At 72.3% G+C, this 23,607-nt stretch carries 20 protein-coding genes; 5 read left to right on the top strand and 15 right to left on the bottom strand.

Annotation, left to right across the window (positions count from 1 at the left end; all coding sequences use genetic code 11):
• The first annotated feature begins 174 nt into the window (after positions 1 to 174).
• Positions 175 to 642, top strand: coding sequence for an RDD family protein (locus ACIBAE_RS09280; protein WP_399283379.1), 468 nt, complete (start codon positions 175 to 177; stop codon positions 640 to 642).
• Between the two features lie 122 nt (positions 643 to 764).
• Here the strand turns inward: ACIBAE_RS09280 and ACIBAE_RS09275 are convergent, their stop codons facing one another.
• From ACIBAE_RS09275 to lipB, 4 genes are all read right to left on the bottom strand, one after another.
• On the bottom strand, positions 765 to 1,463 hold the full coding sequence (locus ACIBAE_RS09275; protein WP_399283378.1) for a DUF4191 domain-containing protein: 699 nt from the start codon (positions 1,461 to 1,463) through the stop codon (positions 765 to 767).
• A 10-nt stretch (positions 1,464 to 1,473) separates the two neighbouring features.
• On the bottom strand, positions 1,474 to 1,734 hold the full coding sequence (locus ACIBAE_RS09270; protein WP_399283377.1) for a hypothetical protein: 261 nt from the start codon (positions 1,732 to 1,734) through the stop codon (positions 1,474 to 1,476).
• A 266-nt stretch (positions 1,735 to 2,000) separates the two neighbouring features.
• Positions 2,001 to 2,966 carry a lipoyl synthase gene (locus ACIBAE_RS09265; RefSeq protein WP_399283376.1) on the bottom strand — a complete coding sequence of 322 codons (966 nt, stop codon included), beginning with the start codon at positions 2,964 to 2,966 and terminating at the stop codon, positions 2,001 to 2,003.
• A gap of 225 nt (positions 2,967 to 3,191) precedes the next feature.
• Positions 3,192 to 3,989 (bottom strand): lipoyl(octanoyl) transferase LipB, encoded by a 798-nt coding sequence (gene lipB, locus ACIBAE_RS09260; protein ID WP_399283375.1) that lies wholly within the window; start codon positions 3,987 to 3,989, stop codon positions 3,192 to 3,194.
• A 287-nt stretch (positions 3,990 to 4,276) separates the two neighbouring features.
• Between lipB and ACIBAE_RS09255 the strand changes: the two genes are divergently transcribed.
• The gene (locus ACIBAE_RS09255; RefSeq protein WP_399283374.1) at positions 4,277 to 5,758 is read left to right on the top strand and encodes a regulator; all 1,482 of its coding nucleotides are present in this window, start codon (positions 4,277 to 4,279) and stop codon (positions 5,756 to 5,758) included.
• 151 nt (positions 5,759 to 5,909) lie between these two features.
• Here the strand turns inward: ACIBAE_RS09255 and ACIBAE_RS09250 are convergent, their stop codons facing one another.
• Together ACIBAE_RS09250 and ACIBAE_RS09245 are read right to left on the bottom strand one after the other, a co-directional pair.
• Positions 5,910 to 7,262 carry an NAD(P)/FAD-dependent oxidoreductase gene (locus ACIBAE_RS09250; protein ID WP_399283373.1) on the bottom strand — a complete coding sequence of 451 codons (1,353 nt, stop codon included), beginning with the start codon at positions 7,260 to 7,262 and terminating at the stop codon, positions 5,910 to 5,912.
• 194 nt (positions 7,263 to 7,456) lie between these two features.
• Entirely contained in the window at positions 7,457 to 8,347 is an 891-nt protein-coding gene (locus tag ACIBAE_RS09245; protein WP_399283372.1) for a TIGR01777 family oxidoreductase, read from the bottom strand.
• 43 nt (positions 8,348 to 8,390) lie between these two features.
• Between ACIBAE_RS09245 and ACIBAE_RS09240 the strand changes: the two genes are divergently transcribed.
• Positions 8,391 to 8,900 carry a GNAT family N-acetyltransferase gene (locus ACIBAE_RS09240; RefSeq protein ID WP_399283371.1) on the top strand — a complete coding sequence of 170 codons (510 nt, stop codon included), beginning with the start codon at positions 8,391 to 8,393 and terminating at the stop codon, positions 8,898 to 8,900.
• Positions 8,901 to 8,980: 80 nt separating this feature from the next.
• Here ACIBAE_RS09240 and ACIBAE_RS09235 read toward each other — a convergent pair whose 3' ends face one another.
• The 7 genes from ACIBAE_RS09235 to ACIBAE_RS09205 all read right to left on the bottom strand — a co-directional run bounded on the left by ACIBAE_RS09235 (position 8,981) and on the right by ACIBAE_RS09205 (position 19,808).
• Positions 8,981 to 9,502 (bottom strand): DUF4240 domain-containing protein, encoded by a 522-nt coding sequence (locus ACIBAE_RS09235; RefSeq protein WP_399283791.1) that lies wholly within the window; start codon positions 9,500 to 9,502, stop codon positions 8,981 to 8,983.
• A gap of 433 nt (positions 9,503 to 9,935) precedes the next feature.
• Positions 9,936 to 12,617, bottom strand: coding sequence for a pyruvate dehydrogenase (acetyl-transferring), homodimeric type (gene aceE, locus ACIBAE_RS09230; protein WP_399283370.1), 2,682 nt, complete (start codon positions 12,615 to 12,617; stop codon positions 9,936 to 9,938).
• A gap of 241 nt (positions 12,618 to 12,858) precedes the next feature.
• Positions 12,859 to 13,482: a GntR family transcriptional regulator gene (locus ACIBAE_RS09225; protein WP_399283368.1), complete on the bottom strand. Its 624-nt coding sequence runs from the start codon at positions 13,480 to 13,482 to the stop codon at positions 12,859 to 12,861.
• A gap of 119 nt (positions 13,483 to 13,601) precedes the next feature.
• Entirely contained in the window at positions 13,602 to 15,389 is a 1,788-nt protein-coding gene (gene sucB, locus ACIBAE_RS09220; RefSeq protein ID WP_399283367.1) for a 2-oxoglutarate dehydrogenase, E2 component, dihydrolipoamide succinyltransferase, read from the bottom strand.
• A gap of 56 nt (positions 15,390 to 15,445) precedes the next feature.
• Positions 15,446 to 16,834, bottom strand: coding sequence for a dihydrolipoyl dehydrogenase (lpdA, locus tag ACIBAE_RS09215; RefSeq protein ID WP_399283365.1), 1,389 nt, complete (start codon positions 16,832 to 16,834; stop codon positions 15,446 to 15,448).
• 336 nt (positions 16,835 to 17,170) lie between these two features.
• On the bottom strand, positions 17,171 to 18,703 hold the full coding sequence (locus ACIBAE_RS09210) for a leucyl aminopeptidase (RefSeq protein WP_399283363.1): 1,533 nt from the start codon (positions 18,701 to 18,703) through the stop codon (positions 17,171 to 17,173).
• 265 nt (positions 18,704 to 18,968) lie between these two features.
• Positions 18,969 to 19,808 carry an adenosylcobinamide-GDP ribazoletransferase gene (locus ACIBAE_RS09205; protein ID WP_399283790.1) on the bottom strand — a complete coding sequence of 280 codons (840 nt, stop codon included), beginning with the start codon at positions 19,806 to 19,808 and terminating at the stop codon, positions 18,969 to 18,971.
• 96 nt (positions 19,809 to 19,904) lie between these two features.
• Between ACIBAE_RS09205 and ACIBAE_RS09200 the strand changes: the two genes are divergently transcribed.
• Complete coding sequence (locus tag ACIBAE_RS09200; protein ID WP_399283361.1) at positions 19,905 to 20,669, top strand: hypothetical protein; 765 nt, start codon at positions 19,905 to 19,907, stop codon at positions 20,667 to 20,669.
• Positions 20,670 to 20,768: 99 nt separating this feature from the next.
• Here the strand turns inward: ACIBAE_RS09200 and cobT are convergent, their stop codons facing one another.
• Both cobT and ACIBAE_RS09190 read right to left on the bottom strand, forming a co-directional pair.
• Entirely contained in the window at positions 20,769 to 21,950 is a 1,182-nt protein-coding gene (gene cobT / locus ACIBAE_RS09195) for a nicotinate-nucleotide--dimethylbenzimidazole phosphoribosyltransferase (RefSeq protein WP_399283789.1), read from the bottom strand.
• 82 nt (positions 21,951 to 22,032) lie between these two features.
• Positions 22,033 to 23,247 (bottom strand): bifunctional adenosylcobinamide kinase/adenosylcobinamide-phosphate guanylyltransferase, encoded by a 1,215-nt coding sequence (locus ACIBAE_RS09190; RefSeq protein WP_399283358.1) that lies wholly within the window; start codon positions 23,245 to 23,247, stop codon positions 22,033 to 22,035.
• Between the two features lie 94 nt (positions 23,248 to 23,341).
• Between ACIBAE_RS09190 and ACIBAE_RS09185 the strand changes: the two genes are divergently transcribed.
• Entirely contained in the window at positions 23,342 to 23,551 is a 210-nt protein-coding gene (locus ACIBAE_RS09185) for a hypothetical protein (RefSeq protein ID WP_399283357.1), read from the top strand.
• Positions 23,552 to 23,607: the final 56 nt, after the last annotated feature.

The following is a 23,607-nucleotide window of genomic DNA, read 5'->3' as shown; positions in this document are numbered from 1 at the left end:
CGTGCGGCCAGTGCGGTGGCACACGTTGGACACGACCATAGATTTCCAGGATTTCTCAAGCATGACCCATTTGTTTCGCCGAAGTTAACCAGCCCGGGTGGGCGCCGGGGCTGGACAACCGGTCCGCGATACCCCGTCCCGGGGGTGCAAACAGGGGCGCAGTACCGTAGGCGGGTGGACAACAGGCAAGTAATCGGATCGTGGCTCTCCGGGCCGCGTGCGGCCGCCGAGGACATGGGCGTCGACTTCGGCTACCGGGGTGAACGGCTCGGACTGCCGGAGCGGGGACCGGGCTCGGCAGCGCCGCTCGGCCGGCGCTTCGGCGCCCTCCTCGTCGACTGGGCCCTGTGCGTGCTGATCGCATACGGGCTGCTCGCTTCGGGTGACTGGCAGGCGGCGGGCAACTGGGCGCTCGGCATCCTCTTCGTCCTGAGCGTGCTTACCGTCAGTACGGTCGGTTCCACCCCCGGCAAGCGCCTTTTCGGCCTGCGGGTCGTCGCCGAGAGCGGCGGCCGGATCTCCCTGGGCCGCGTCCTGCTGCGCAGTCTGCTGCTCTGCCTGGCCATCCCGGCGCTGATCTGGGATCGCGACGGGCGCGGACTGCACGACCGCCTCGCCCGCTCCGTACAGGTGCGCATCTGACGCCGCGACCGGCACGGGCCGCCACCGGCGCCGGCTTCCAGGAGAACGGAAACATAGAGAGGGCGGTCCGGAACTCGCGTTCCGGACCGCCCTCTTGTACGTGTGTTACGTGGTGGGTGCGATCAGCGCATCTTCCCGCCGCGCGGCATCCGCATACCCTTCGGCATCGGACCCTTCGGCAGGGGCATGTTGCTCATCAGGTCGCCCAGCGCGCGCAGCCGGTCGTTGGCCGCCGTGACCTGCGGCCCCGCCAGTACGCGGGGCAGCTTCAGCATGGTCGTACGGACCTTCTTCAGCGGCACCTGGCCCTCGCCGTCACCGACGATGATGTCGTGCACCGGTACGTCCACGACGACACGGGCCATGCGCTTCTTCTCGGCGGCCAGCAGGCCCTTCACCCGATTCGGGTTGCCCTCGCCCACCAGGACGATGCCCGCTTTGCCGACGGACCGGTGAACGACGTCCTGGCTGCGGTTCATCGCCACCGCGGGCGTCGTGGTCCAGCCACGGCCCACGTTCTCCAGCACCGCGGCCGCCGCGCCCGGCTGGCCCTCCAGCTGCCCGAAGGCGGCTCGCTCGGCCCGGCGGCCGAAGATGATCGCCATCGCGAGGAACGCCAGGATGAAGCCCAGAATCCCCAGGTAGATGGGGTGATCGATCAGGAAGCCGATCGCGAGGAAGACACCGAAGGTGACGATTCCCACACCCGCGACGACAAGACCGACCTTCGAGTCGGCCCGCCGGGTCATCTTGTAGGTAAGGACGATCTGCTTCAGTCGCCCCGCGTTCGCAGTAGTGTCTGCGGTTTCCTTCCTCGCCATGTCCTGAAGTTTACGTGGCGTGGGAAGTGCGGTCCGACACCGCCTCCAGTACGTGCTGTACCTCGGCCCGGTCCTTGGCCCTGCGGCGGTCCTCCAGGACGGCCGCCCAGGCGTTGCGGCGGGCGGTGCGCTGGCCGCCGCTCAGCAGAAGGGACTCCACGGCGCGCAGCGCGGTGGCGACGGAGGGCAGTGCGGTGACGGGGCGGATGGCTGCCGGGCGGGTGGCCGCCGCCCTTGCTTCGGTTACGGGTCGTACCGGCGCGACCTGCATGGTGGCGGTCTCCCTTGGAGCCTGGAGCGGTGGGAAAGTGTGCGCGGTGCGTGGAACCAGCGTCACTGACTGGTGTTACCAGGGCGTGACCGACCGGTCAAACGCGAATGAAACGTTGGCGGGGAGACGTGAGAACGCCGAAGCGGCCCGTACACCGCCCCCGACCTGCGGGGGGAGTACGGGCCGCGGTGCGACCACTTGCTACTGGCAAGTAGTCGCTTGTGCTCGGGTTCACACAGCGGGAGGCCGTGCGTCCGGGCGCGGAGTCAGACGGCCTGGCCGGCCACCGCCGCGCCCCGTCGCTCCATCGCCTGCTGGTACAGCCGGCCCGCGCGGTACGACGAACGCACCAGCGGCCCCGACATGACACCGGAGAAGCCGATCTCCTCGGCCTCCTGCTGCAGCTCCACGAACTCGTGCGGCTTCACCCAGCGCTCGACCGGGTGGTGCCGCACGGACGGACGGAGGTACTGCGTGATCGTGATCAGCTCGCAGCCGGCGTCGTGCAGGTGCCGCAGCGCCTCGCTGACCTCGGCGCGCTCCTCGCCCATGCCCAGGATCAGGTTCGACTTGGTGACCAGGCCCGCCTCGCGGGCGCGCGTGATCACTTCGAGGGAGCGCTCGTAGCGGAATCCGGGACGGATCCGCTTGAAGATCCGGGGCACCGTCTCGACGTTGTGCGCGAGCACCTCGGGGCGGGACGAGAAGACCTCCGCCAACTGCTCGGGCACGGCGTTGAAGTCGGGGATCAGCAGCTCGACCTTGGTACCGCCGGCCGCGCGCTCCGCCGTCATCGCGTGGATCCGGCGCACGGTCTCCGCGTACAGCCACGCGCCACCGTCCTCCAGGTCGTCGCGGGCGACGCCGGTGATCGTGGCGTAGTTCAGGTCCATCGTGACGACGGACTCACCCACACGGCGCGGCTCGTCACGGTCCAGCGCCTGCGGCTTGCCCGTGTCGATCTGGCAGAAGTCACAGCGCCGGGTGCACTGGTCGCCACCGATGAGGAAAGTCGCCTCACGGTCCTCCCAGCACTCGAAGATGTTCGGACAGCCGGCCTCCTGGCAGACCGTGTGCAGGCCCTCGCTCTTCACGAGTTTCTGCAGCTGGTTGTACTCGGGACCCATTTTCGCCCGGGTCTTGATCCACTCGGGCTTGCGCTCGATGGGGGTCTGGCTGTTCCGGACCTCCAGGCGCAGCATCTTGCGTCCGTCGGGTGCGACAGCGGACACGTCCGGCACCTCTCTCTGCTGGCGCGGCATTCGATTCTTCGGCGAACACCAGGTTACGCCCGTTATTTGTGTGGCATGACGTCTGGCCAACCAGTGGCCGTAGAGGCCCATTCCCCCGGTCGGACCAGCGGTCGGGGCCGAGGCCTGTGATCACGGCCCGGGACGAAGGCCCGGCCCCCGAGGGCCCGGCACGGTCCCGGACGGGGTCCGGCGGAGCCCGGGGCGTCAGACGCTCGCGCGCTCGACCTCGCGCGGCTTCGGCGCCGCGCCCTCCAGCACGTCGCGCAGGTGCTTCTCCAGTACGGGCAGCACCTCCGCGATCGTCAGGTCGCGGCCCAGCTCGTTCGCGAGCGACGTGACGCCCGCGTCCCGGATCCCGCACGGCACGATCCGGTCGAACCAGGTGTTGTCCGGGTTCACGTTCAGCGCGAAGCCGTGCATGGTCACGCCCTTCGCGACCCGGATGCCGATCGCCGCGAGTTTGCGGTCCTCCCGGCGCTGGCCGGCGTTGGACGGGGCGTACTCCGGACCGTTCAGCCGGGGGTCGAACTCGTCGTCCCGCAGCCGGGGGTCGAAGTCCAGTGAGAGACCGCCGATCGCGGGACGCTCCGCCACCGGGTCCCCGAGGACCCACACCCCGCTGCGGCCCTCCAGCCGGGTCGTCTCCAGGCCGAACTCGGTGGCCGTGCGGATCAGCGCCTCCTCCAGGCGGCGTACGTGCGCGACGACGTCCACGGGACGGGGCAGCTTCAGGATCGGGTAGCCGACGAGCTGGCCCGGGCCGTGCCAGGTGATCTTGCCGCCGCGGTCCACGTCGACGACGGGAGTGCCGTCCAGCGGGCGCTCACTGTCCGCCGTACGCCTGCCCGCGGTGTAGACGGGCGGGTGCTCCAGCAGCAGGCAGGTGTCGGGGATCTCGTCCGCGAAGCGGGCGGCGTGCACCCGGCGCTGCTCCTGCCAGGCCTCCTGGTACTCGACGGATTCCTCGCCGAAGCCCAGATGGACGTACCGCAGCTCACTCACGGCAGAGTCTCCTTAGAACCTTCAGGGTGCACGTGTCGCGCCCTTCGCAACTGTACGGCGGCGTTCGGGGGAGCGGCCGGGCAGGTCGCGGGGGCAGGCGCCGGGGCAGGTGGCCGGGACGGGGCGCGGGACAGGGTCCGTCCCGCCGCGTCAGCGCTGCCCTGGATCCTCACACGATCGGATGAAGGTGGGACGAACGCCGCAATCAAGGTGGTCGCTACCGCTAAATTCGCGCCGTTCCATGAGGGCTGCTCCCCGGGCCCGGAAGGCAGGAGACCGTACAGCTGATGTCGGAACGACCTCCGCAGCGCATCCCCAACCGCCAGCTCGCCGCGCTCATCTCAGAAGCCGGATTCTCCAACGCGGGGCTCGCCCGTCGGGTGGATCAGCTCGGCCTCGAACACGGCCTCGACCTGCGGTACGACAAGACGTCGGTGACGCGCTGGCTGCGCGGGCAGCAGCCTCGTGGCACCACGCCCGCACTGATCGCCGAGGTCTTCACCCGCCGGCTCGGCCGGCGGCTCTCCGCCCAGGACCTGGGTCTGGAGGCCTGCGCCCCGGTCTACGCGGGGCTCGAATTCGCGTCCACGCCCGAGGAAGCCGTCGACATCGTCAGCGGGCTGTGGCGCAAGGACTCCGGCAGCCACGCCGAACTGCGCAAGATCGCGTTCACCCCGGCGGGGCTGGTCATTCCCAGCCGGGACTGGCTGATCGGCCGCGCCGACGACCGCGTCGGCCGCCCCGACCCCGCCCTGCGGGACGCCGCCCGGGTGCCGCTCCAGGGGCGTTCCGCCGCCGGTCACGCCCCTGCCCCGGTCGCCGCCCTGCCCCCGGTCCCCCGACCCCGTACCGAACGCGCGGCCGGTCAGAAGGTCACCGCCGGGGACATCGCCGCGCTGCGCTCCGTCGGCGATCTCTTCCGTACCCTCGACCAGACGTACGGCGGCGGCCACGCCCGCCAGGCGCTCGTGCGCTATCTCGAACACGAGACCGAGCCCATGCTGCGCGGCCGGTACGGCGAGGCCACCGGGCGCCGGCTCTTCGCGGCGGCCGCCGATCTGACCCGGCTGGCGGGCTGGACCTCGTACGACATCGCCGCCCACGGCCTCGCCCAGCGCTACTTCGTCCAGGCCCTGCGGCTCGCCCAGGCGGCCGGGGACCGCGCGTACGGCGCGTACGTCCTGACCACCATGAGCCGGCAGGCCGTCTACCTCGGCCACGGCCGCGAGGCGATCCAGCTCTCCCGCGTCGCCCAGCAGGGGCTCGGCGGGTCCGCGCCCCCGGCCGTGCAGGCGCTGCTGCACTCCGCCGAGGCCCGGGGACACGGCGTGCTCGGCGACGCCCGGGCCTGCACCGCCTCCCTCGTACGGGCCGAACGGGCCCTGGAGGCGGCCAGACCCGGCGACGACGCACCGCACTGGGCCCGCTTCTTCGACGAGGCGCAGCTCGCGGACGAGTTCGGACACTGCCACCGCGACCTCCAGCAGTACCGCACCGCCGTGCAGTACGCCGAACGCTCGCTCCAGCTCCGCGCCCCGGCCTACGCGCGCAGCCGCCTCTTCTGCCGGGTCGTCCTCGCCTGTTCACGCCTGGGCCTCGGCGAGCTGGACCAGGCGTGCCTGCTGGGCGCGGAGGCGGCCCAGCAGGCCACGGAGATGCGGTCGGCCCGGGCGGTGGAGTACGTACGGGACTTCGAACGGCGGCTGGAGCCGTACCGGGACGCGGCGGCGGTACGGAACTACCGCGACCGGACGGCGATGTTCAGCTGAACGGGGCGGCGGCGGGCGGCGGCGGCGGGCGGGCGGCGACGGGCGGCGACGGGGCCTCGTCAGCGGGGCCTCGGCAGCGGGGCGGCGGCCGGTGCGCCGCGCCCCGACGCGCGCGGGCCCGGGGACCCGCGCGCTCCCGGCCGCGAGCCGGTCATGCCACCGCGGGCAGCCGTGTCCTCCCGTGTGCGGGGGTGTGCGCGGGTTTCAGGCCCAGATCGCCCAGGACCGCGTGAGCGGCTCGACGAGCCGAGAACAGGGCGCCCTGGACCGTGTTCGTGTCCCGGTGGTCACCACATACGTACAGCCCCTTCAGCAGTCGCACCGGCCTGAGCAGGTCGTGCGGCGGCGGCATGGCGGGCACCGCCTCCGGGTCGTGATGGACGGCCAGCAGCTCCCAGTCGTCCGTCGCCGTCCCGTACAGCCGCGCCAGATGGGCCAGGACCGTACGGTTCAGCTCGGCGGCCGGAGGGGGCGTGCCCAGGACCGTCGACGAGATCAGGACCCGGCCGTCCGGCGCCCGTGAGGCGTCGACCGCGCTCATCACCGCCGTGTGCGAGACCGGGCCGCTCCGCTCGGCGTCCAGCAGCAGCGCCGGATCCGTCAGCGGGGGCGCCGGAGCGGTGTGGTGCAGGACCGTCACCGCGTGGAAGTCCGGCACCCGCAGCCCCGGCAGCAGCTCGGCCGCCGCCCGGGCACCGGTCGCCACCACCAGCGACCGGCAGGCGATCTCGCCGTGTTCCTTGGTGGTCACACCGCTGATGGACGCGTCCGTGACGCAGACGTCCGTACGGACGGTTCCCGGCGGCAGCGCCCGCACCAGCAGCTCCGGAAGCGCCGACGCCCCGCCCGCCGTGACACACAGCCGGCCCCGGGCGAACGCGCGCAGCGCCAGGTCGGCGCAGCGGCTGGACGTGGTCAGGTCCGGGTCGCACAGCAGTGCCGACAGCAGCGGGCGCACAAAGCCGTTGACCGTACGGGAGGGCAGCCCCCGGGCGGACAGCGCCTCCAGCGCGGTCCGTTCGGGGCGGGCCATCAGACGGGGCGTCGGTGTCGCCGCCAGGCGGCCGAGGGACGCGCCGAGCCGGGCCTGGTCGAGCGCGCCGCCGACCGGGGGACGGGGGGCGCTCGCCAGGGCGCGCGCCGCTGTCAATGCGCTCCGTGCGCTCCCGACGGCCCCGGTCCGGTAGTTCCGTCCGTCACTGTGCACGAGCACGCCCGGCGAGAACATCCTGAGGGCGGCCCCCTCCAGGCCCGGGGTGCGCAGCAGCTCCGGGTACGAGGTGTTGAGCAGCTGTCCGGTGCGGTCGAGCCGGAAACCGTCGACCTGGTCGGTGGTCAGGCGGCCTCCCACGTAAGGGGCGGCCTCCAGGACACGGACCGTCACCCCCGCGCTGGTGAGGTGATGAGCCGCCGCCAGACCTGCGATTCCGGCTCCGATGATGACGACGTCCGCCTGATGCGCGGTCGCCTGATGTGCGGTCGCGTGGTGCGCGGTGCTGATCACGTGCCCCTCCCCGACGTCGGAATGCCCGAGTTCCGGTCGAGAGTAGGAAGGGAAAGGGCGCGCGGCGGACGCGCGTGGGCGGGGGCATCGATGCAATGGGGGCGCGGGGCCGCCGACGCACGGGCGGAATCCGGTGGGGCGCGCGGGCGGATACGGGTGGAAGGGCGCCGCCCGGGCCCCCGCCGGGCGACCGGTCAGCGCAACGCCGCGCGGATCGATTCGTCGATCGTCGGGAACGCGAACCGGAAGCCGGACTCCAGCAGGCGGGTCGGCAGCACGCGCTGGCTGCCGATCACGTCCTCCGCGAAGTCGCCCAGCGCCACCCGCAGCGCCGCCGCCGGGACCGGGAAGAGGGTCGGCCGGCGCAGGACCCGGCCCATCGCCGCCGTGACCTCACGGTTCGTCACCGGTGAGGGCGCCGTCAGGTTCACCGGGCCTTCCAGCGAGTCCGTGTCGATCAGGTGCCGCAGCGCCGCCACCTCGTCGTGCAGCGCGATGAAGCTCCAGTACTGCCGTCCTGATCCGAGCCGTCCGCCCAGGCCCGCCCGGAAGATCGGGAAGAGCCGCCCCCAGGCACCGCCCTCGCGCGAGACCACGAGACCCGTGCGGGCGAACACCGTACGCACGCCCGCCTCCTCGGCCGCCAGGGCCGCCTCCTCCCACTCCACGGTGAGTGAGGGGAGGAAACCGTCGCCGGGGGGCGTGCTCTCGTCGACCGCGTGGTCCCCGGTCTCACCGTAGAACCCGATGGCGGATCCGGACACCAGGACCCGGGGCGGCACGTCGAGCGAGGCGACGGCCTCCGCGATCGCCGCCGTACCGAGCAGCCGGCTGTCCCGGATCTCCTTCTTGTACGCCTCCGTCCAGCGGCGGTCGCCCACCCCCGCGCCCGCGAGGTGGACGACCGCCTCGCAGCCACGGAGACCGTCGGTGTCGACGTACTGGCGCATGGGGTCCCACTGGACCTCGTCGGCGCCCCGGGCGGGGTGCCGCACGAGGCGGCGCACCTCATGGCCGTCCGCGCGCAGGGAGCGTACAAGAGCCGTACCGATGAGCCCGGTGGAGCCGGTGACCGCGATCCTCATGGCCCCATCCTGCCCCTGGAAGGGCTCGTGGCACAGTTGCGCCATGTCCGAATCGCGCATACGTCCCGCCGTCCACTCCGACGCAGCCGTCCTGGCCGAACTGGACCACCGGACATGGTCGCCGCTGCACGCGGTGACGCCGAAGCCGCAGCCGCCCTACGATCCGTTCTTCGACGCCCGGCACCGGCCCGAGGAGTACCTGGTCGCCGAGGCCGACGGTCCCGGCGGGGAGGACCTGGTCGTCGGGTACATCCGGGTGGCCCGGCCCACGTCACTCGCGAGCAACGCGCACGTACGGCAGATACAGGGCCTGGTCGTCCACCCCGAGGCGCGCGGGCGCGGCATCGCCCGGGCGCTGCTGCGCGCCGCCGCCCTGCACGCGTGCAACCAGGGCGCGCGGCGGCTGACCCTGCGGGTCCTGGGGCACAACGCCCCGGCCCGCGCGCTCTACGAGGCGGAGGGGTACGTCGTCGAGGGCGTCCTGCCCGGGGAGTTCCACCTGGACGGGCGGTACGTCGACGACGTGTTCATGGCGATCTCGCTGACGCCCTGAGCCCACGGGGCCGCCGCGAGAACACGCGGCCGCCCTGAGCCCGTTGGGCCGGAGGGAGGGCTCCGCCGAGCCGGACAGCCCTATTCGGCCCCGAAGCGCTCCCAGAGCCCGGGGAACCGCTCCGCCAGCGCCGCGTCGTTCTCCAGGTCCAGCAAGGCCCCCTCCGGGTCCGCCGGCTGCGGCGCGATCCCGAGGTCGGGCGGCACGGCGCCGGTGAGCTGCTCGTACGCCTCGTCCGCCGCGTACCCCAGCTCCTCGCCGTCCCCGTCGAGGTCCTCGTCGAAGTGGTCCAGCAGCTCGGCCAGGCTGTCCGGGTCGTGCAGCGCGCCCTCGAAGATCTCGCGGCCCTGTCCGATGAGCCAGCAGCGGAAGTAGTCGAAGGCGTCGTCGCTCGCCCCGCCGAGCAGCACGACGGCGGCGCCCCACAGATCCCAGCGGTACGCGCGGTTGTACCGGGCCTCGAAGTGGCGCCCGAAGTCCAGGACGGAATCGGGGTCGAGCCGCATCAGCCGCTCGACCAGCAGATCGGCATGGTCCTCGGGGTCGCCCTCGGCGGCCTCGCGGGTGCTGTCGATGATCTCCCAGAACTCCGTCTCGTCCATCACGGGTCCAGCATCGTGGTTGCCGGGGGGCGGCGCACGCGGAGCCGCCGCATACCGGTCAGAGGCCCGACCGAGGTCGGACGGGCAACGGGCGCCCTCTTTTTTCTACTCGGTTGATACATCCGGGTCATGTCCGGGACGAGGTACGACATCGGTGAGGGGCGGCGACGAAGGCCAGTCCCGCCCTGCCCGAGGGGACTGCGGAAGCGATCCGTGCCGGGGCCGGCAAGCGGGAGCTCTCCGCGTTCATCGCGGAGACTGTCGAGCGTGAGCCGCGCGGTCAGGTGCTTGCGGCGGCCGGTCCGCCTCGTTGCCGTGTGAGCGGGTCGGCCCCTCCCGCCGCGACTTCATGACGAGGAGGGCGCCGAGCCCGTCACACGCGGGGGAGCCCCTGTCGCCAGGCGACAGGGGCTCCCGATGTGCGTTCCGCGGGTCAGAGACCGTAGCGCTCGCGGGCCTCCAGGACCCGCGCCGGCTTGACCTCGCCACGGCGGGCGAGCTGCGCCAGCGCCGCGACCACGATCGACTGCGCGTCCACGCCGAAGTAGCGGCGGGCCGCCTCACGGGTGTCGGAGAGGCCGAAGCCGTCCGTACCGAGCGAGGTGTAGTCCTGCTCGACCCACTGGCTGATCTGGTCCGGGACCTGACGCATCCAGTCGCTGACCGCGAGCACCGGGCCCGGCGCACCGGACAGCGCGCGGGTCACGTACGGCACCCGCTCCTCGCCGCGCAGCAGCGCCTCGTCCGCCTCCAGCGCGTCCCGGCGCAGCTCGCCCCAGGACGTGGCGGACCAGACGTCGGCGGTGACTCCCCAGTCGGCGGCGAGCAGTTCCTGCGCCTCCAGGGCCCAGTGGATCGCCGTACCGGACGCCAGAAGCTGGGTGCGGGGGGCGTCGGGCGCCGCCGGGGTGCCCTCCTTGAAGCGGTACAGGCCCTTGAGGATGCCCTCCTCGATGCCTTCCGGCATCGCGGGCTGCGGCTTCGGTTCGTTGTAGACCGTCAGGTAGTAGAAGACGTTCTCGTTCTGAGCCGGGTCGGAGTGGCCGTACATCCGGCGCAGACCGTCCTTGACGATGACCGCGATCTCGTACGCGAAGGCCGGGTCGTAGTTCAGCGCGGCCGGGTTCGTGGACGCGATGAGGTGCGAGTGGCCGTCGGCGTGCTGGAGGCCCTCACCCGTCAGGGTCGTACGGCCCGCCGTGGCGCCGACGATGAAGCCCTTGCCGAGCTGGTCGGCGAGCTGCCACATCTGGTCGCCCGTGCGCTGCCAGCCGAACATCGAGTAGAAGATGTAGAACGGGATCATCGTCTCGCCGTGCGTCGCGTACGACGTCGCCGCGGCGATGAAGTCGGCCATGGAACCGGCCTCGGTGATCCCCTCGTTGAGGATCTGGCCGTCCTTGGCTTCCTTGTAGTACATGATCTGGTCGCGGTCGACCGGGTCGTACGTCTGGCCGAGCGGCGAGTAGATGCCGGCCGACGGGAAGAGCGCCTCCATACCGAAGGTGCGGGCCTCGTCCGGGACGATGGGGACCCAGCGCTTGCCGGTCTCCTTGTCCCGCATCAGGTCCTTCATCAGGCGGACGAACGCCATGGTCGTCGCCACCGACTGGGTGCCGGAGCCCTTGTAGACCGCCTGGAACGGCTTCTCGGACTGCTCGGGCAGCGCCACGGTGTGCACCCGGCGGGCCGGGGCGGGACCGCCCAGTTCCGCGCGGCGCTCCTGGAGGTAGCGGACCTCGGGGGAGTCGGCGCCGGGGTGCATGTACGGCACCAGGCTCTCGTCCAGCTTGGAGTCCGGTATGGGCAGCTCCAGCAGGTCGCGCATGGTGCGGAACTGCTCGCCGGAGAGCTTCTTCATCTGGTGGTTGGCGTTGCGCGACTCGAAGCCGGCGCCGAGCGTGTAGCCCTTCACCGTCTGCGCGAGGATCACGGTCGGCGCGCCCTTGTGGGCCAGCGCCGCGCGGTAGGCCGCGTACACCTTGCGGGCCTCGTGGCCGCCGCGCGAGGTGAAGAAGCACTCGGCGATCTTCGCGTCGGGCAGCAGCTTCGCGAGCTCGACGAGGGCCGGCTCGGCACCGAAGAAGTGCTCGCGGATGTAGGCCACGTCGCGGGTCGCGTACGTCTGGAACTGCGCGTCCGGAACCTGGCGCAGCCGGCGTACCAGCGCGCCCGTGGTGTCCAGGGCGAGCAGCTCGTCCCAGGCGGAGCCCCACAGCGACTTGACGACGTTCCAGCCGGCGCCGCGGAACTGGGCCTCCAGCTCCTGCACGATCTTGAAGTTGGCGCGGACCGGACCGTCGAGGCGCTGCAGATTGCAGTTGATGACGAAGGTCAGGTTGTCCAGGCCCTCACGGGAGGCGAGGGCGAGGGCCGCGGTCGACTCGGGCTCGTCCATCTCGCCGTCACCGAGGAACGCCCACACGTGCGAGGCGGAGGTGTCCTTGATGCCGCGGTTGGTCAGGTAGCGGTTGAAGCGCGCCTGGTAGATCGCGGAGAGCGGGCCGAGGCCCATGGAGACGGTGGGGAACTCCCACAGCCAGGGCAGCCGGCGCGGGTGCGGGTACGAGGGCAGGCCCTTGCCGCCCGCCTCCTGGCGAAAGTTGTCCAGGTCGGCCTCGGACAGCCGGCCGTCGAGGAAGGCGCGGGCGTAGATGCCGGGGGAGGCGTGGCCCTGGATGTAGAGCTGGTCGCCGGAGCCGTCCCCCTCCTTGCCGCGGAAGAAGTGGTTGAAGCCGGTCTCGTACAGCCAGGCCGCCGACGCGAAGGTGGCGATGTGGCCGCCGACGCCGAGGCGGGCGCCCCGGGTGACCATCGCGGCCGCGTTCCAGCGGTTCCAGGCGGTGATCCGGGACTCCATCGCCTCGTCGCCGTCGAAGGCGGGCTCGGCGGCGGTGGGGATGGTGTTCACATAGTCGGTTTCCAACAGCGCGGGCACCGGAACCCCGGCGGTGCCGGCGTGCTGGAGGGTGCGGCGCATCAGATACGCGGCGCGGTGGGGACCGGCGTGCTCGGTGACGGCGTCCAGGGAGGCCGCCCATTCGGCGGTCTCCTCGGTGTCACGGTCCGGGAGCTGGTCCAGCTCGCTCGGAAGCTTGCCTACGGGGTCGGGCATGGTCGCCGCCTTCCGGACAGGAGGGGGGTGGAGAAAAGCCTTGTCTGGCAGGACAGGGCGACGGGCTGGGTGCAGCCCTCGTCGACTGTAGAGCGCTGATCGATGATCGATCAAAGTATGAACGGTAAAACTTCGCGATCTGAACGAATTGGCATTCCGTGCCGCGGGAAAAGGCACCGAGTGACTGGTTGTTTATCGTGATCAATCGCGATAAAAGGGGTGAATCGGTCGCGAGGGTCTATCAGGCGCGCGGTGCGCATCCGAGGACGTGATTCTTCACCAGCGCGCCGATGAGCGGGTCCCGTCTGCGGAACGCCTCGACCAGCTCCTCGTGCTCCTCCGCGTACGACTTCTGCACGGTCCCCAGCCAGCGGATCGACAGCGCGGTGAACACCTCGATCCCCAGGCCCTCCCAGGTGTGCAGCAGCACGCTGTTGCCGGCCGCCCGCACCAGCTCCCGGTGGAAGGCCACGGTGTGCCGGACCTGCCCCGTTCCGTCGGTTCTTCGGTCGGCCTCGTACAGCGCCGTCACATGCGGCTCCAGCGCCGAGCAGTCCAGGGCCAGCCGCTCGGCGGCCAGTTCCGCCGCGATCTGCTCCAGACCGGCCCGTACCGGATAGCTCTCCTCCAGATCGGCCGCGGTCAGACTCCGGACCCGTACGCCCTTGTTGGGCGCCGACTCGATCAGCCGCAGGCTCTCCAGCTCGCGCAGCGCCTCGCGTACGGGCGTCTGGCTGACCTGGAGCTCGGTCGCGATCCGCCGCTCGACGATCCGCTCGCCCGGCTTCCATCGCCCGCTGACGATCCCTTCCACGATGTGCTCGCGGATCTGTTCGCGCAGCGAGTGGATGACGGGCGGGGTCATGAAGCGCTCCTCGTGGGGCAACGGGCGATGCGTAGACCATACGGCGGCGCCCCCGTCCGGAGAGGTCCGGACGGGGGCGCCATTGCCTTGCGGGGTGCTTCAGGGGCGCACAAGGGCCCTTACAGGCCGAGCTCGACCTCGAACTCGCCGGCTTCGAGGATCGCCTTGACAGCCGTCAGGTAACGGGCGGCGTCGGCGCCGTCCACCAGACGGTGGTCGTAGGAGAGCGCCACGTACGTCATGTCGCGGATGGCGATGGTCTCGCCCAGCTCCGGGTGGTTGATGACCACCGGGCGCTTGACGGTGGCACCGATACCCAGGATCGCGACCTGGTTCGGGGGCACGATGATCGTGTCGAACAGCGCGCCGCGCGAACCGGTGTTGCTGATGGTGAAGGTCGCGCCGGCCAGGTCGTCCGGCGTGATCTTGCTGGCGCGGACAGCCGCCGCCAGCTCCGCGGTCTTCTTGGAGATACCGGCGATGTTCAGGTCGCCCGCACCCTTGATGACCGGGGTCATCAGACCCTTCTCGGAGTCCACGGCGATGCCAATGTTCTCCGAGTCGAAGTACGTGATCGTGCCTTCGTCCTCGTTGATCCGGGCGTTGATGACCGGGTGGGCCTTCAGCGCCTGGGCCGCCGCCTTGACGAAGAACGGCATCGGGGAGAGCTTGACACCCTCACGGGCGGCGAAGGACTCCTTGGCCTTGGCCCGCAGACGCATCAGCTTGGTGATGTCCACCTCGACCACGGAGGTCAGCTGCGCCTGCGTGTGCAGCGCCTTCATCATGTTCTCGCCGATGACCTTGCGCATGCGGGTCATCTTGACGGTCTGACCGCGCAGCGGCGACGTCTCCAGCTTCGGCGCCCGCGCGGCGGCGGGAGCGGCGGCCGGGGCCGGGGCCTGAGCGGCTGCCGCCGCGGCCTTGGCGGCCTCGGCGGCGGAGATGACGTCCTGCTTGCGGATGCGGCCGCCGACGCCGGTGCCGTTGACGGCGCCCAGGTCGACACCGTTCTCGGCGGCGAGCTTGCGCACCAGCGGCGTGACGTACGCGCCGTCGTCACCGGACGTCGCGGCGGGAGCCGGAGCCGGAGCGGCGGGCTGGACCGGCGCGGGGGCCGGAGCCTGCGCGACGGGGGCCGGGGCCGGGGCGGCCGGAGCCGGGGCCGGGGCGGCGGGCTGGACCGGCGCGGGGGCCGGGGCGGCCGGTGCCGGAGCGGCCTTCGGGGCCTCCTGCACCGGGGCGGGCGCTGGAGCGGCGGGGGCGGCGGCCTGGGCCGGAGCCGCACCGGGAGCACCGATGACGGCGAGCTTGGCGCCGACCTCGGCGGTCTCGTCCTCGGCGACCACGATCGCCAGCAGCACGCCGGAGACGGGCGCGGGGATCTCGGTGTCCACCTTGTCGGTGGAGACCTCCAGCAGCGGCTCGTCGGCCTCGACCGACTCGCCGACCTCCTTCAGCCAGCGGGTGACGGTGCCCTCCGTGACGCTCTCACCGAGCGCCGGCAGGACCACGTCGGTGCCCTCGGCCGAACCGCCGCCGGCCGCCGCCTCGGCGCTGGGCGCCGGAGCCGGGGCCGCGGCCTCGGCGGACGGGGTGGTCTCGGGCGCCGGGGCGGGAGCCGCCGGGGCTTCCTGCGCCGGGGCCGGAGCGGCCTCGGGGGCGCCCGTGCCGTCGTCGATGATGGCCAGCTCGGCGCCGACCTCGACGGTCTCGTCCTCGGCGACCTTGATGGACGCCAGCACACCCGCGACGGGGGCCGGGATCTCGGTGTCGACCTTGTCGGTGGAGACCTCGAGCAGCGGCTCGTCGACCTCGACGCGCTCACCCTCGGCCTTCAGCCAGCGGGTGACAGTGCCCTCGGTGACGCTCTCGCCGAGCGCCGGCAGGGTTACGGAAACCGCCATGGTTTCAGTTGCTCCTAACAAAAGTGCGGTAGTGGTCGGTCGCGCCCGGGACTGGATCAGTCGTGGGAGTGGAGGGGCTTGCCGGCCAGGGCCAGGTGGGCCTCGCCGAGAGCCTCGTTCTGGGTCGGGTGCGCGTGGATGAGCTGCGCGACCTCGGCAGGCAGAGCCTCCCAGTTGTAGATCAGCTGAGCTTCGCCGACCTGCTCGCCCATACGGTCGCCGACCATGTGGACGCCGACCACGGCGCCGTCCTTGACCTGGACGAGCTTGATCTCGCCCGTGGTCTTGAGGATCTTGCTCTTGCCGTTGCCCGCCAGGTTGTACTTCAGCGCGACGACCTTGTCCGCGCCGTAGATCTCCTTGGCCTTGGCCTCGGTGATGCCGACGGAGGCGACCTCGGGGTGGCAGTACGTCACCCGGGGCACACCGTCGTAGTCGATCGGAACGGTCTTGAGACCGGCCAGCCGCTCGGCGACGAGGATGCCCTCGGCGAAGCCGACGTGCGCGAGCTGGAGGGTCGGGACGAGGTCGCCGACCGCCGAGATCGTCTCCACGTTGGTCCGCATGTACTCGTCGACCAGGACGTAACCGCGGTCCATCGCGACACCCTGCTCCTCGTAACCGAGGCCCTGCGAGACCGGGCCGCGGCCGATGGCGACCAGCAGCACCTCCGCCTCGAAGGTCTTGCCGTCGGCCAGCGTGACGCGGATGCCGTCCGGGGTGTACTCGGCCTTCTCGAAGAACGTGCCGAGGTTGAACTTGATGCCGCGCTTGCGGAAAGCGCGCTCAAGAAGCTTGGAGCTGTTCTCGTCCTCGACCGGGACGAGGTGCTTGAGGCCCTCGACGACCGTGACATCGGTGCCGAAGGACTTCCACGCCGAGGCGAACTCGACGCCGATGACGCCGCCGCCCAGGATGATCGCGGACTGCGGGACGCGGTTCAGCGTCAGCGCGTGGTCCGAGGAGATGATCCGCTCGCCGTCGATGATCAGGCCCGGCAGCGACTTCGGCACGGAGCCGGTCGCGAGCAGGACATGGCGGCCCTGCACGCGCCGGCCGTTCACGTCGACGGAGGTGGGGGACGAGAGCCGGCCCTCACCCTCGATGTAGGTCACCTTGCGGGAGGCGACCAGCCCCTGCAGGCCCTTGTACAGGCCCGCGACCACGTCGTCCTTGTACTTGTGGACGCCCGCGATGTCGATGCCCTCGAAGGTGGCCTTGACACCGAACTGCTCGCTCTCGCGCGCCTGATCGGCGATCTCGCCGGCGTGCAGCAGGGCCTTCGTCGGGATGCAGCCGTTGTGCAGGCAGGTGCCGCCGAGCTTGTTCTTCTCGATCAGGGCGACGTCCAGGCCCAGCTGCGCTCCGCGCAGCGCCGCGGCGTAACCGCCGCTACCGCCGCCGAGGATCACTAGGTCGAAAACGGTGCTGGCGTCGTTCGCCACGTCACGTCCTCCATGCATGTGCGCCGGGCGCGGTCTGCGATGACCGGGCGGCGGCTGGTGTTCGGCCGCTGTTTCGTCGGCCCTGTGGTGGGGGCCCTGTCCTGCCGAGAACCCATCTTCGCACTTGTTGATGGGAAGCGGGACGCGGGGCCGGGGTGTGAGACGTACGACGGCCAACCCTAAAGGGCTACCGCTGCATACAAATGTACGCATTTCATTGAGGGCGAAATTCTGGGCTCCCGCCCCGGGGACGGCCCGGACCCATGTCCGGGAACGGGCCGTCCCCGGGGCACGCGGCCCCGGGGACGGCCCGTGGCCGTGACCTGTCGGACAGGGTCAGCCGAGGTCGCCGTCGGCCGTGCGCTCCGCCAGCTTCAGCAGGGTGCGGATCGAGGAGCCGGTGCCGCCCTTGGGGGTGTAGCCGTACGGCGCACCCTCGTGGAAGGCCGGGCCCGCGATGTCGAGGTGGGCCCAGGTGATGCCCTCGCCGACGAACTCCTTCAGGAAGAGACCGGCGACCAGGCCGCCGCCCATCCGCTCACCCATGTTGGCCATGTCGGCGGTGGGGGAGTCCATGCCCTTGCGCAGGTCGGCGGGGAGCGGCATCGGCCAGGACGCCTCACCGACCTCCTCGGCGATCCCGTGGATGGCCGTGCGGAACGCGTCGTCGTTCGCCATGATGCCGAACGTGCGGTTGCCGAGCGCCAGGACCATCGCACCGGTCAGGGTCGCCACGTCGACGATCGCGTCCGGGTTCTCCTCGGAAGCGCGGGTCAGCGCGTCCGCGAGGACGAGCCGGCCCTCGGCGTCGGTGTTGAGCACCTCGACGGTCTTGCCGCTGTACATGCGCAGGACGTCACCCGGGCGGGTGGCGGAGCCGGACGGCATGTTCTCCGCCAGGGCGAGCCAGCCGGTGACGTTGACGCGCAGGCCGAGACGGGCCGCCGAGATCACCGCGGCGAACACCGAGGCGGCGCCCGCCATGTCGCACTTCATGGTCTCGTTGTGACCGGCCGGCTTCAGCGAGATGCCGCCCGAGTCGTAGGTGATGCCCTTGCCGACGAGGGCGAGGGTCTTCTCCGCCTTGGGGTGCGTGTAGGAGAGCTTCACCAGGCGCGGCGGGTTGGCCGAGCCCTGGCCCACGCCGAGGATGCCGCCGAAGCCGCCCTTGGCGAGCGCCTTCTCGTCGAGCACCTGGACCTTGACGCCGTGCTCCTTGCCGGCGGCGGTGGCCACGGCGGCGAAGGCCTCGGGGGTGAGGTCGTTCGGCGGGGTGTTGACCAGGTCGCGGGCGCGGTTGACCTCTTCGGTCAGCGCGATCGCGCGGTCGGCCGCGGCCTTGTGGGCCTTGTCGCGCGCCTTGGCGCCGAGCACGGCGACCTCGGCGAGCGGCAGCTTCGGGCCCTTGTCGCCCTTCTTCGCGGCCTTCTCGCCGCCCTGGTACGCGGTGAAGGCGTACGCGCCGAGCAGAGCGCCCTCGGCGATCGCCTCGACGTCCTCGGCCGCCTCGATCGGCAGCGCGAACGCGGCCTTCTTGCTGCCCGACAGGGCGCGCGCGGCGGTACCGGCGGCACGGCGCAGCGCCTCGGAGTCGTACGCCTCGTCCTTGGCCGGGACCGCACCGAGGCCGATCGCGAGGACGACCGGGGTCTTCAGACCGGACGGCGCGGGCAGCTTGGTCACCTCGCCCTCGGCACCGGAGGCGCCCAGGGTCTCCAGGATGGCGGCGAGCTTTCCGTCGAACGCCTTGTCCACGGCCTCGGCGCCCGGCGCCACAACAGGGCCCCTGGAGCCCTTCGCGACACCGACGACGATCGCGTCGGCGCGCAGCGTCGCCGCGCCGGCAGTGCTGAGAGTGAGAGCAGTCACGGTGGTGAAATCTCGCTTCCGTTGAGTTTCTTGGGGGTCGATGGGTGGGCCGACCGGGCCCGCCGCGTCGTCATCCGGCCCGAGCCGCGGCGGGAAAGAGCCTACGCTCGGTAATGGCCGTCGCCCACAGCGGCGGCCGCCCACCGGTCCCGGCCGCTGATGGCACGGGTTCGACCCACCGGGGGAGCGACGGGTTGCCCGCCGGCCCGTCACGAAAGGTGAAGGAGGCGAATCTCCTTGGCCCTGGCCCTTGTTGGCGGAGCCGTCAGCCCAGTGTCATGACGACCAGCGACGCGGTCGCCGCCGTCTCGGCGAGGGCTCCGAAGACATCGCCGGTGACCCCGCCGAAGCGTCGTACCCCATGGTGCAGCAGAGCGTGCGCGGCGGCCAGGCCGGCCAGCACCGCCGCCGCCTGCCGCACGGCCCCGGAGAGCCCGAAGAGCGCGCCCGCCGCCGCGCAGCCGGCGGTGACCAGCAGCGCCGCGAGGACCGCGGCCCGCACCGGCACCGTGCCCGCGACCGCCGCTCCCAGCCCCTCGGGGCGGGCCGGTGGTACGCCCGCGCGGCTGGCGAGGGTCAGCGCGAGGCGGGCCGTGACCCCGGCGGCCACCACCGCCACGGCGCCGCGCGCCCAGCCCTGGCCGTACAACTCGCAGACCGCCGCGACCTGCGCCAGCAGCACCAGCAGCAGCGTGATCACGCCGAAGGGGCCGATGTCCGACCGCTTCATGATCCGCAGCGCGTCCTCGGCCGGTCTGCCACTGCCGAGACCGTCCGCCGTGTCGGCGAGACCGTCGAGGTGCAGGCCACGGGTGAGGACGGCCGGTACGGCGACCGTGGCCACCGCGGCGAGCAGGGGCGCCGACCCGGCGAACAGCAGCAGGGCGCCGACGGCCGCCGCGCACAGGCCCACGGCCAGGCCCGCGGCCGGCGCGCTCAGCATCCCGGCGCGGGCGGCCGCGCGGTCCCAGCGGGCCACCCGGACCGGGAACACGGTGAGGGTGCCGAAGGCGAAACGCAGGCCGTCGGCGAGCGTGCTGTGCGCGGGGCGTGCGGTGCCGGCCGTCTCCGTGTCCGCCGGTATGTCGTCCGGGGTGCCGTCCATGGGGGTCATCGCGCGAAGAGTAGCCCGGGCAGCGGCCCCGAACGGGCGGGCAAAGACGCTAAATTGCGCATACCTCACCATTCGGAAGCAGGTGGCATGGGTCACTGGTTTCAGCGGAACATCATCGAGCCGGGCAAGCTCCCCACCTTGCTCGCGCTCGCCACCTTCGTGCTGACCTTCCTGCTGACCCGTACGGTCACCCGGCTCATCCGGGCCGGGAAGGGCCCCTTCCGGGACGTCTCGCCGGGTGGTCTGCACATCCACCACGCCGTGCCCGGTGTGGTGCTGACCGTGGTCGGCGGCTTCGGCGCGGTCAGCACCGGTACGCACGGCATCGCCGCGTCCGTCTGCGCGGTCGTCTTCGGTCTCGGCGCCGGTCTGGTGCTCGACGAGTTCGCGCTGATCGTCCATCTCCACGACGTCTACTGGACCGAGCAGGGCCGCCGGAGCGTCGAGGTCGTGATCCTCGCCGCCGCCCTCGCCCTGCTGGTGCTCAGCGGCTTCTCGCCGCTCGACGTCAACTCCCTGACCCCGGATCAGGAACAGGGCCGCGGCACGGCGATCGTGACGCTCGTGGTCAACTTCGGCTTCGTGCTCATCACCCTCGTCAAGGGCAAACCGCGCATGGCACTGGTCGGCGTGCTCGTGCCCTTCGTCGCGCTCATCGGCGCGTTCCGGCTGGCCCGGCCGGGCTCCCCGTGGGCCCGGCGCTTCTACCGCGCGCGGCCCAAGGCGCGCGCGAAGGGCGCGCTGCGCGCCTACCACCGCGATGCCCGCTGGGCCGGTCCGCGCCGCCGGGTCCAGGACTGGATCGGCGGAGCCCCCGACGAACCGGAGCGGCCGGGGCGGCTGCCGCGCTGACACCGCCGGCCCGCGCGGCCGGTCGCTTCCGGGGGCCCGGACCGTCGACCGGACCGTCGACCGGACCGTCGACCGGGCCGGTGGCCCGCGCCGGTGACGTCAGTTCGTGCTGCTCTCCGCGTCCCGCGTCCCCGCCCCGTCGTCCTCCGACGGATCCACGACGGGCTGTTCCACCGCTTCCTGCTCCGCGGGTACGTCCTGCTCCCCGGGCCCGTCCGGCTGCTCCGACACGTCCGGCAACACGTCCGGCTGCTCGGGCAGTTCCGCGGCGAGGGCGGCCGCGGCCCGGACGAGCGGAAGCGCCAGCAGCGCCCCGGCGCCTTCCCCGACCGTCACCCCGTGGTCCAGCAGCGCGTGCAGCGCCATCCGGTCCAGCGCCTTCGCCTGCGCGGGCTCGCCGCTCACATGGCCCGCCAGCCACCAGTCCGGCGCCCGGAACGCGGCACGCTGGCCGACCAGCGCACAGGCCGACGAGACCACACCGTCCAGGATCACCGGCATCCGCCGTACCGCGCTCTGCAGCAGGAAACCCGTGATCGCGGCCAGATCCGCGCCGCCGACCGCCGCCAGCAGCTCCACCTGGTCGCCGAGGACGGGCCGCGCCCGGCGCAACGCGTCGCGGATGGCCGCGCACTTGCGCATCCACGCCAGATCGTCGATCCCCGCCCCGCCCCGCCCGGTGACCACCGACGCGTCCGTGCCGCACAGCGCGGCGATCAGGGTCGACGCGGCGGTCGTGCCGCCGACGCTCAGGTCTCCGAGGACGACCAGGTCCGTGCCGGAGTCCGCCTCCTCGTCGGCGATCGCCATGCCGAGCCGTACGGCCCGCTCGGCCTCCTCGACCGTCAGCGCGTCCTCGATGTCGATCCGTCCGCTGCCGCGCCGCACCCGGTGGCGTACGACCTCGTCGGGCAGCAGCTCCGGGTCGCAGTCCAGCCCGGCGTCGATGATCCGTACCGGCACCCCGGCCAGCCGGGCCAGTACGGCGACGGGGCTCGTGCCCTCCAGCACGGCGCGGACCAGCTGGTGCGCGCCGCCGGCGGGACGGCCCGACACATCGAGAGCCGCCACCCCGTGATCCCCGGCGAACAGCACCACGCGCGGCTGCCGTACGGCCTTGACGGGTACGGAGCCCTGTGCGGCGGCCAGCCACTCGCCCAGTTCGTCGAGGCGCCCGAGAGCCCCGGGCGGCACGGACAGCCGCTCCCGGCGTTCCTCGGCGTCCCGTCGCATACCGCCGTCGGGGCGCTCGATCAGGTCGGAGAAGTCATCGAGATTCAGCGCGCTCATTCGCCGAACAGTACCGGCAGTGCCCCCGGCACCGGCCGCTGCCCGGCCCGCCGCCCGGCCCGCTGACCGGGGCTCAGCCGCGCAGCGCCAGCGCCTGGCCCGCGACGACCAGCAGGACGTGCTCGCACTCGGCGGCGACGGACGCGTTCAGCCGGCCCAGCTCGTCGCGGAAGCGGCGGCCGGACACCGTCGCGGGGACCACGCCCGAGCCCACATCGTTCGTCACCGCGACGACCGTGCGCCCGGTCTCCCGTACGGCCAGCGTCAGCTCCGCCGTCCGCTCGCGCAGCGCCTTCTCGCCGCCCGCCGCCCAGGCCGCGTCGTCCCAGGCGTTCACCCGGTCCATGGCGTCCGTCAGCCACAGCGACAGGCAGTCGATCAGCAGCGGCGGCCCGTCGTCCGCGAGCAGCGGTACGAGATCGCACGTCTCGGCCGTTCGCCAGGAGCCGGGCCGCCGCTCGCGGTGCGCGCGTACCCGGGCGTCCCACTCCTGGTCGCCGGTACGGCTGCCGCCCGTCGCCACGTACAGCACCCCGGGGAACGCGGTCAGCCGCCGCTCGGCCTCCCAGGACTTGCCCGAACGCGCCCCGCCCGTCACCAGCGTGCGCCGTGGCACCAGCGGTACGGGGTGGTACGCGCCGACCGTCAGCGTCGTCCCGTCCGGGACGGCCCGCGCGCCCGCCGCCGCGAGCCGCCGGTCCAGCTCGGCCCCGGGCGGCACGTCGTGGTCGAGATGCACGGCGACGACATCGGTCGCGGGCCCGATCAGCCCGGCCGCCCGCAGCCGCGCCACCGCGTCGGGCCGCCCCGTGACGTCGGCCGCCACCATGTCGTACGGGGCGGGGGCCGCCCGGCCGTTGCCGTCGGGCAGCCCTGCGGGGGCACCGCCCGGCGGCAGATAGAGCAGCCGCTCGCCGCCGGGGGCCGTCACCTCGTACCCCGTGCCCGGCGAGTCCATCGCCACCGCCCGCACCCGGTGGCCGCTGAGCAGCGTCAGCACCCGCCCGTCCGCCACCCGGCCCGCCGTGGGCAGCCCGGCGGGCAGCTCCAGCGCCGGCCCGTCGTGCGGATGGGTGAGCAGGACCTGCCGTACGCCCACGAGTGAGTGCCCGGCGCGAGCCGCCGCGAGCGCCGCCCCGGGGGTCAGATCGAGCAGCAGGACACCGTCCGCGAGCAGGGCGGTCGCGGCACGGGTCCGCTCACCACGGGCGGTCGCGCAGGCGGCGCAGGGGCAGTCGGGGCGGGGGAGCCCGGCGGGGGCTCCGGTGCCGAGCAGAGTCAGTTCCACGAAGATGATCCTCCCGTGTCACCGCATACGGTGCGCGCCCGGCTACGCTGCGGGCAGGAAACTGACGCAGTTCGGCGGGACCCGGGAGGCGCACATGGCGTGGACGTGGCGATTCGAGAAGAGCGACGGAACGGAAGTCCCGCCGGCGGTGGAGCCGGAGGAGTTCACCACGCAGGGCGACGCCGAGTCATGGATCGGTGAGGCGTGGAAGGAGCTCCTGGAAGGGGGCGCGGACCAGGTGGCGCTGTTCGAGGACAGTGCCAAGATCTACGGTCCGATGAGCCTGCACGCCGACCAGGCCTGACCATCCGTCCTGGCCGGCCCTGACCTCCGGCCCTGACCAGGGCCGGCCAGGACGGA

The organism is Streptomyces sp. NPDC051569 (assembly GCF_044454085.1).
Classification (GTDB): domain Bacteria; phylum Actinomycetota; class Actinomycetes; order Streptomycetales; family Streptomycetaceae; genus Streptomyces.
Note: the sequence above shows the minus strand (reverse complement) of the source record. Positions and strands in the feature narration are given on the sequence as shown.

What these genes read in the sequence shown, in the direction of transcription:
- ACIBAE_RS09200 (WP_399283361.1), top strand. Translation starts at nt 19,905, where the DNA reads ATGGGTCACTGGTTTCAGCGGAACATCATCGAGCCGGGCAAGCTCCCC.
- ACIBAE_RS09185 (WP_399283357.1), top strand. Translation starts at nt 23,342, where the DNA reads ATGGCGTGGACGTGGCGATTCGAGAAGAGCGACGGAACGGAAGTCCCG.
- ACIBAE_RS09270 (WP_399283377.1), bottom strand. Translation starts at nt 1,734, where the DNA reads ATGCAGGTCGCGCCGGTACGACCCGTAACCGAAGCAAGGGCGGCGGCC.
- aceE (WP_399283370.1), bottom strand. Translation starts at nt 12,617, where the DNA reads ATGCCCGACCCCGTAGGCAAGCTTCCGAGCGAGCTGGACCAGCTCCCG.
- ACIBAE_RS09255 (WP_399283374.1), top strand. Translation starts at nt 4,277, where the DNA reads ATGTCGGAACGACCTCCGCAGCGCATCCCCAACCGCCAGCTCGCCGCG.
- ACIBAE_RS09240 (WP_399283371.1), top strand. Translation starts at nt 8,391, where the DNA reads ATGTCCGAATCGCGCATACGTCCCGCCGTCCACTCCGACGCAGCCGTC.
- sucB (WP_399283367.1), bottom strand. Translation starts at nt 15,389, where the DNA reads ATGGCGGTTTCCGTAACCCTGCCGGCGCTCGGCGAGAGCGTCACCGAG.
- ACIBAE_RS09225 (WP_399283368.1), bottom strand. Translation starts at nt 13,482, where the DNA reads ATGACCCCGCCCGTCATCCACTCGCTGCGCGAACAGATCCGCGAGCAC.
- ACIBAE_RS09275 (WP_399283378.1), bottom strand. Translation starts at nt 1,463, where the DNA reads ATGGCGAGGAAGGAAACCGCAGACACTACTGCGAACGCGGGGCGACTG.
- ACIBAE_RS09245 (WP_399283372.1), bottom strand. Translation starts at nt 8,347, where the DNA reads ATGAGGATCGCGGTCACCGGCTCCACCGGGCTCATCGGTACGGCTCTT.
- ACIBAE_RS09205 (WP_399283790.1), bottom strand. Translation starts at nt 19,808, where the DNA reads ATGGACGGCACCCCGGACGACATACCGGCGGACACGGAGACGGCCGGC.
- ACIBAE_RS09235 (WP_399283791.1), bottom strand. Translation starts at nt 9,502, where the DNA reads ATGGACGAGACGGAGTTCTGGGAGATCATCGACAGCACCCGCGAGGCC.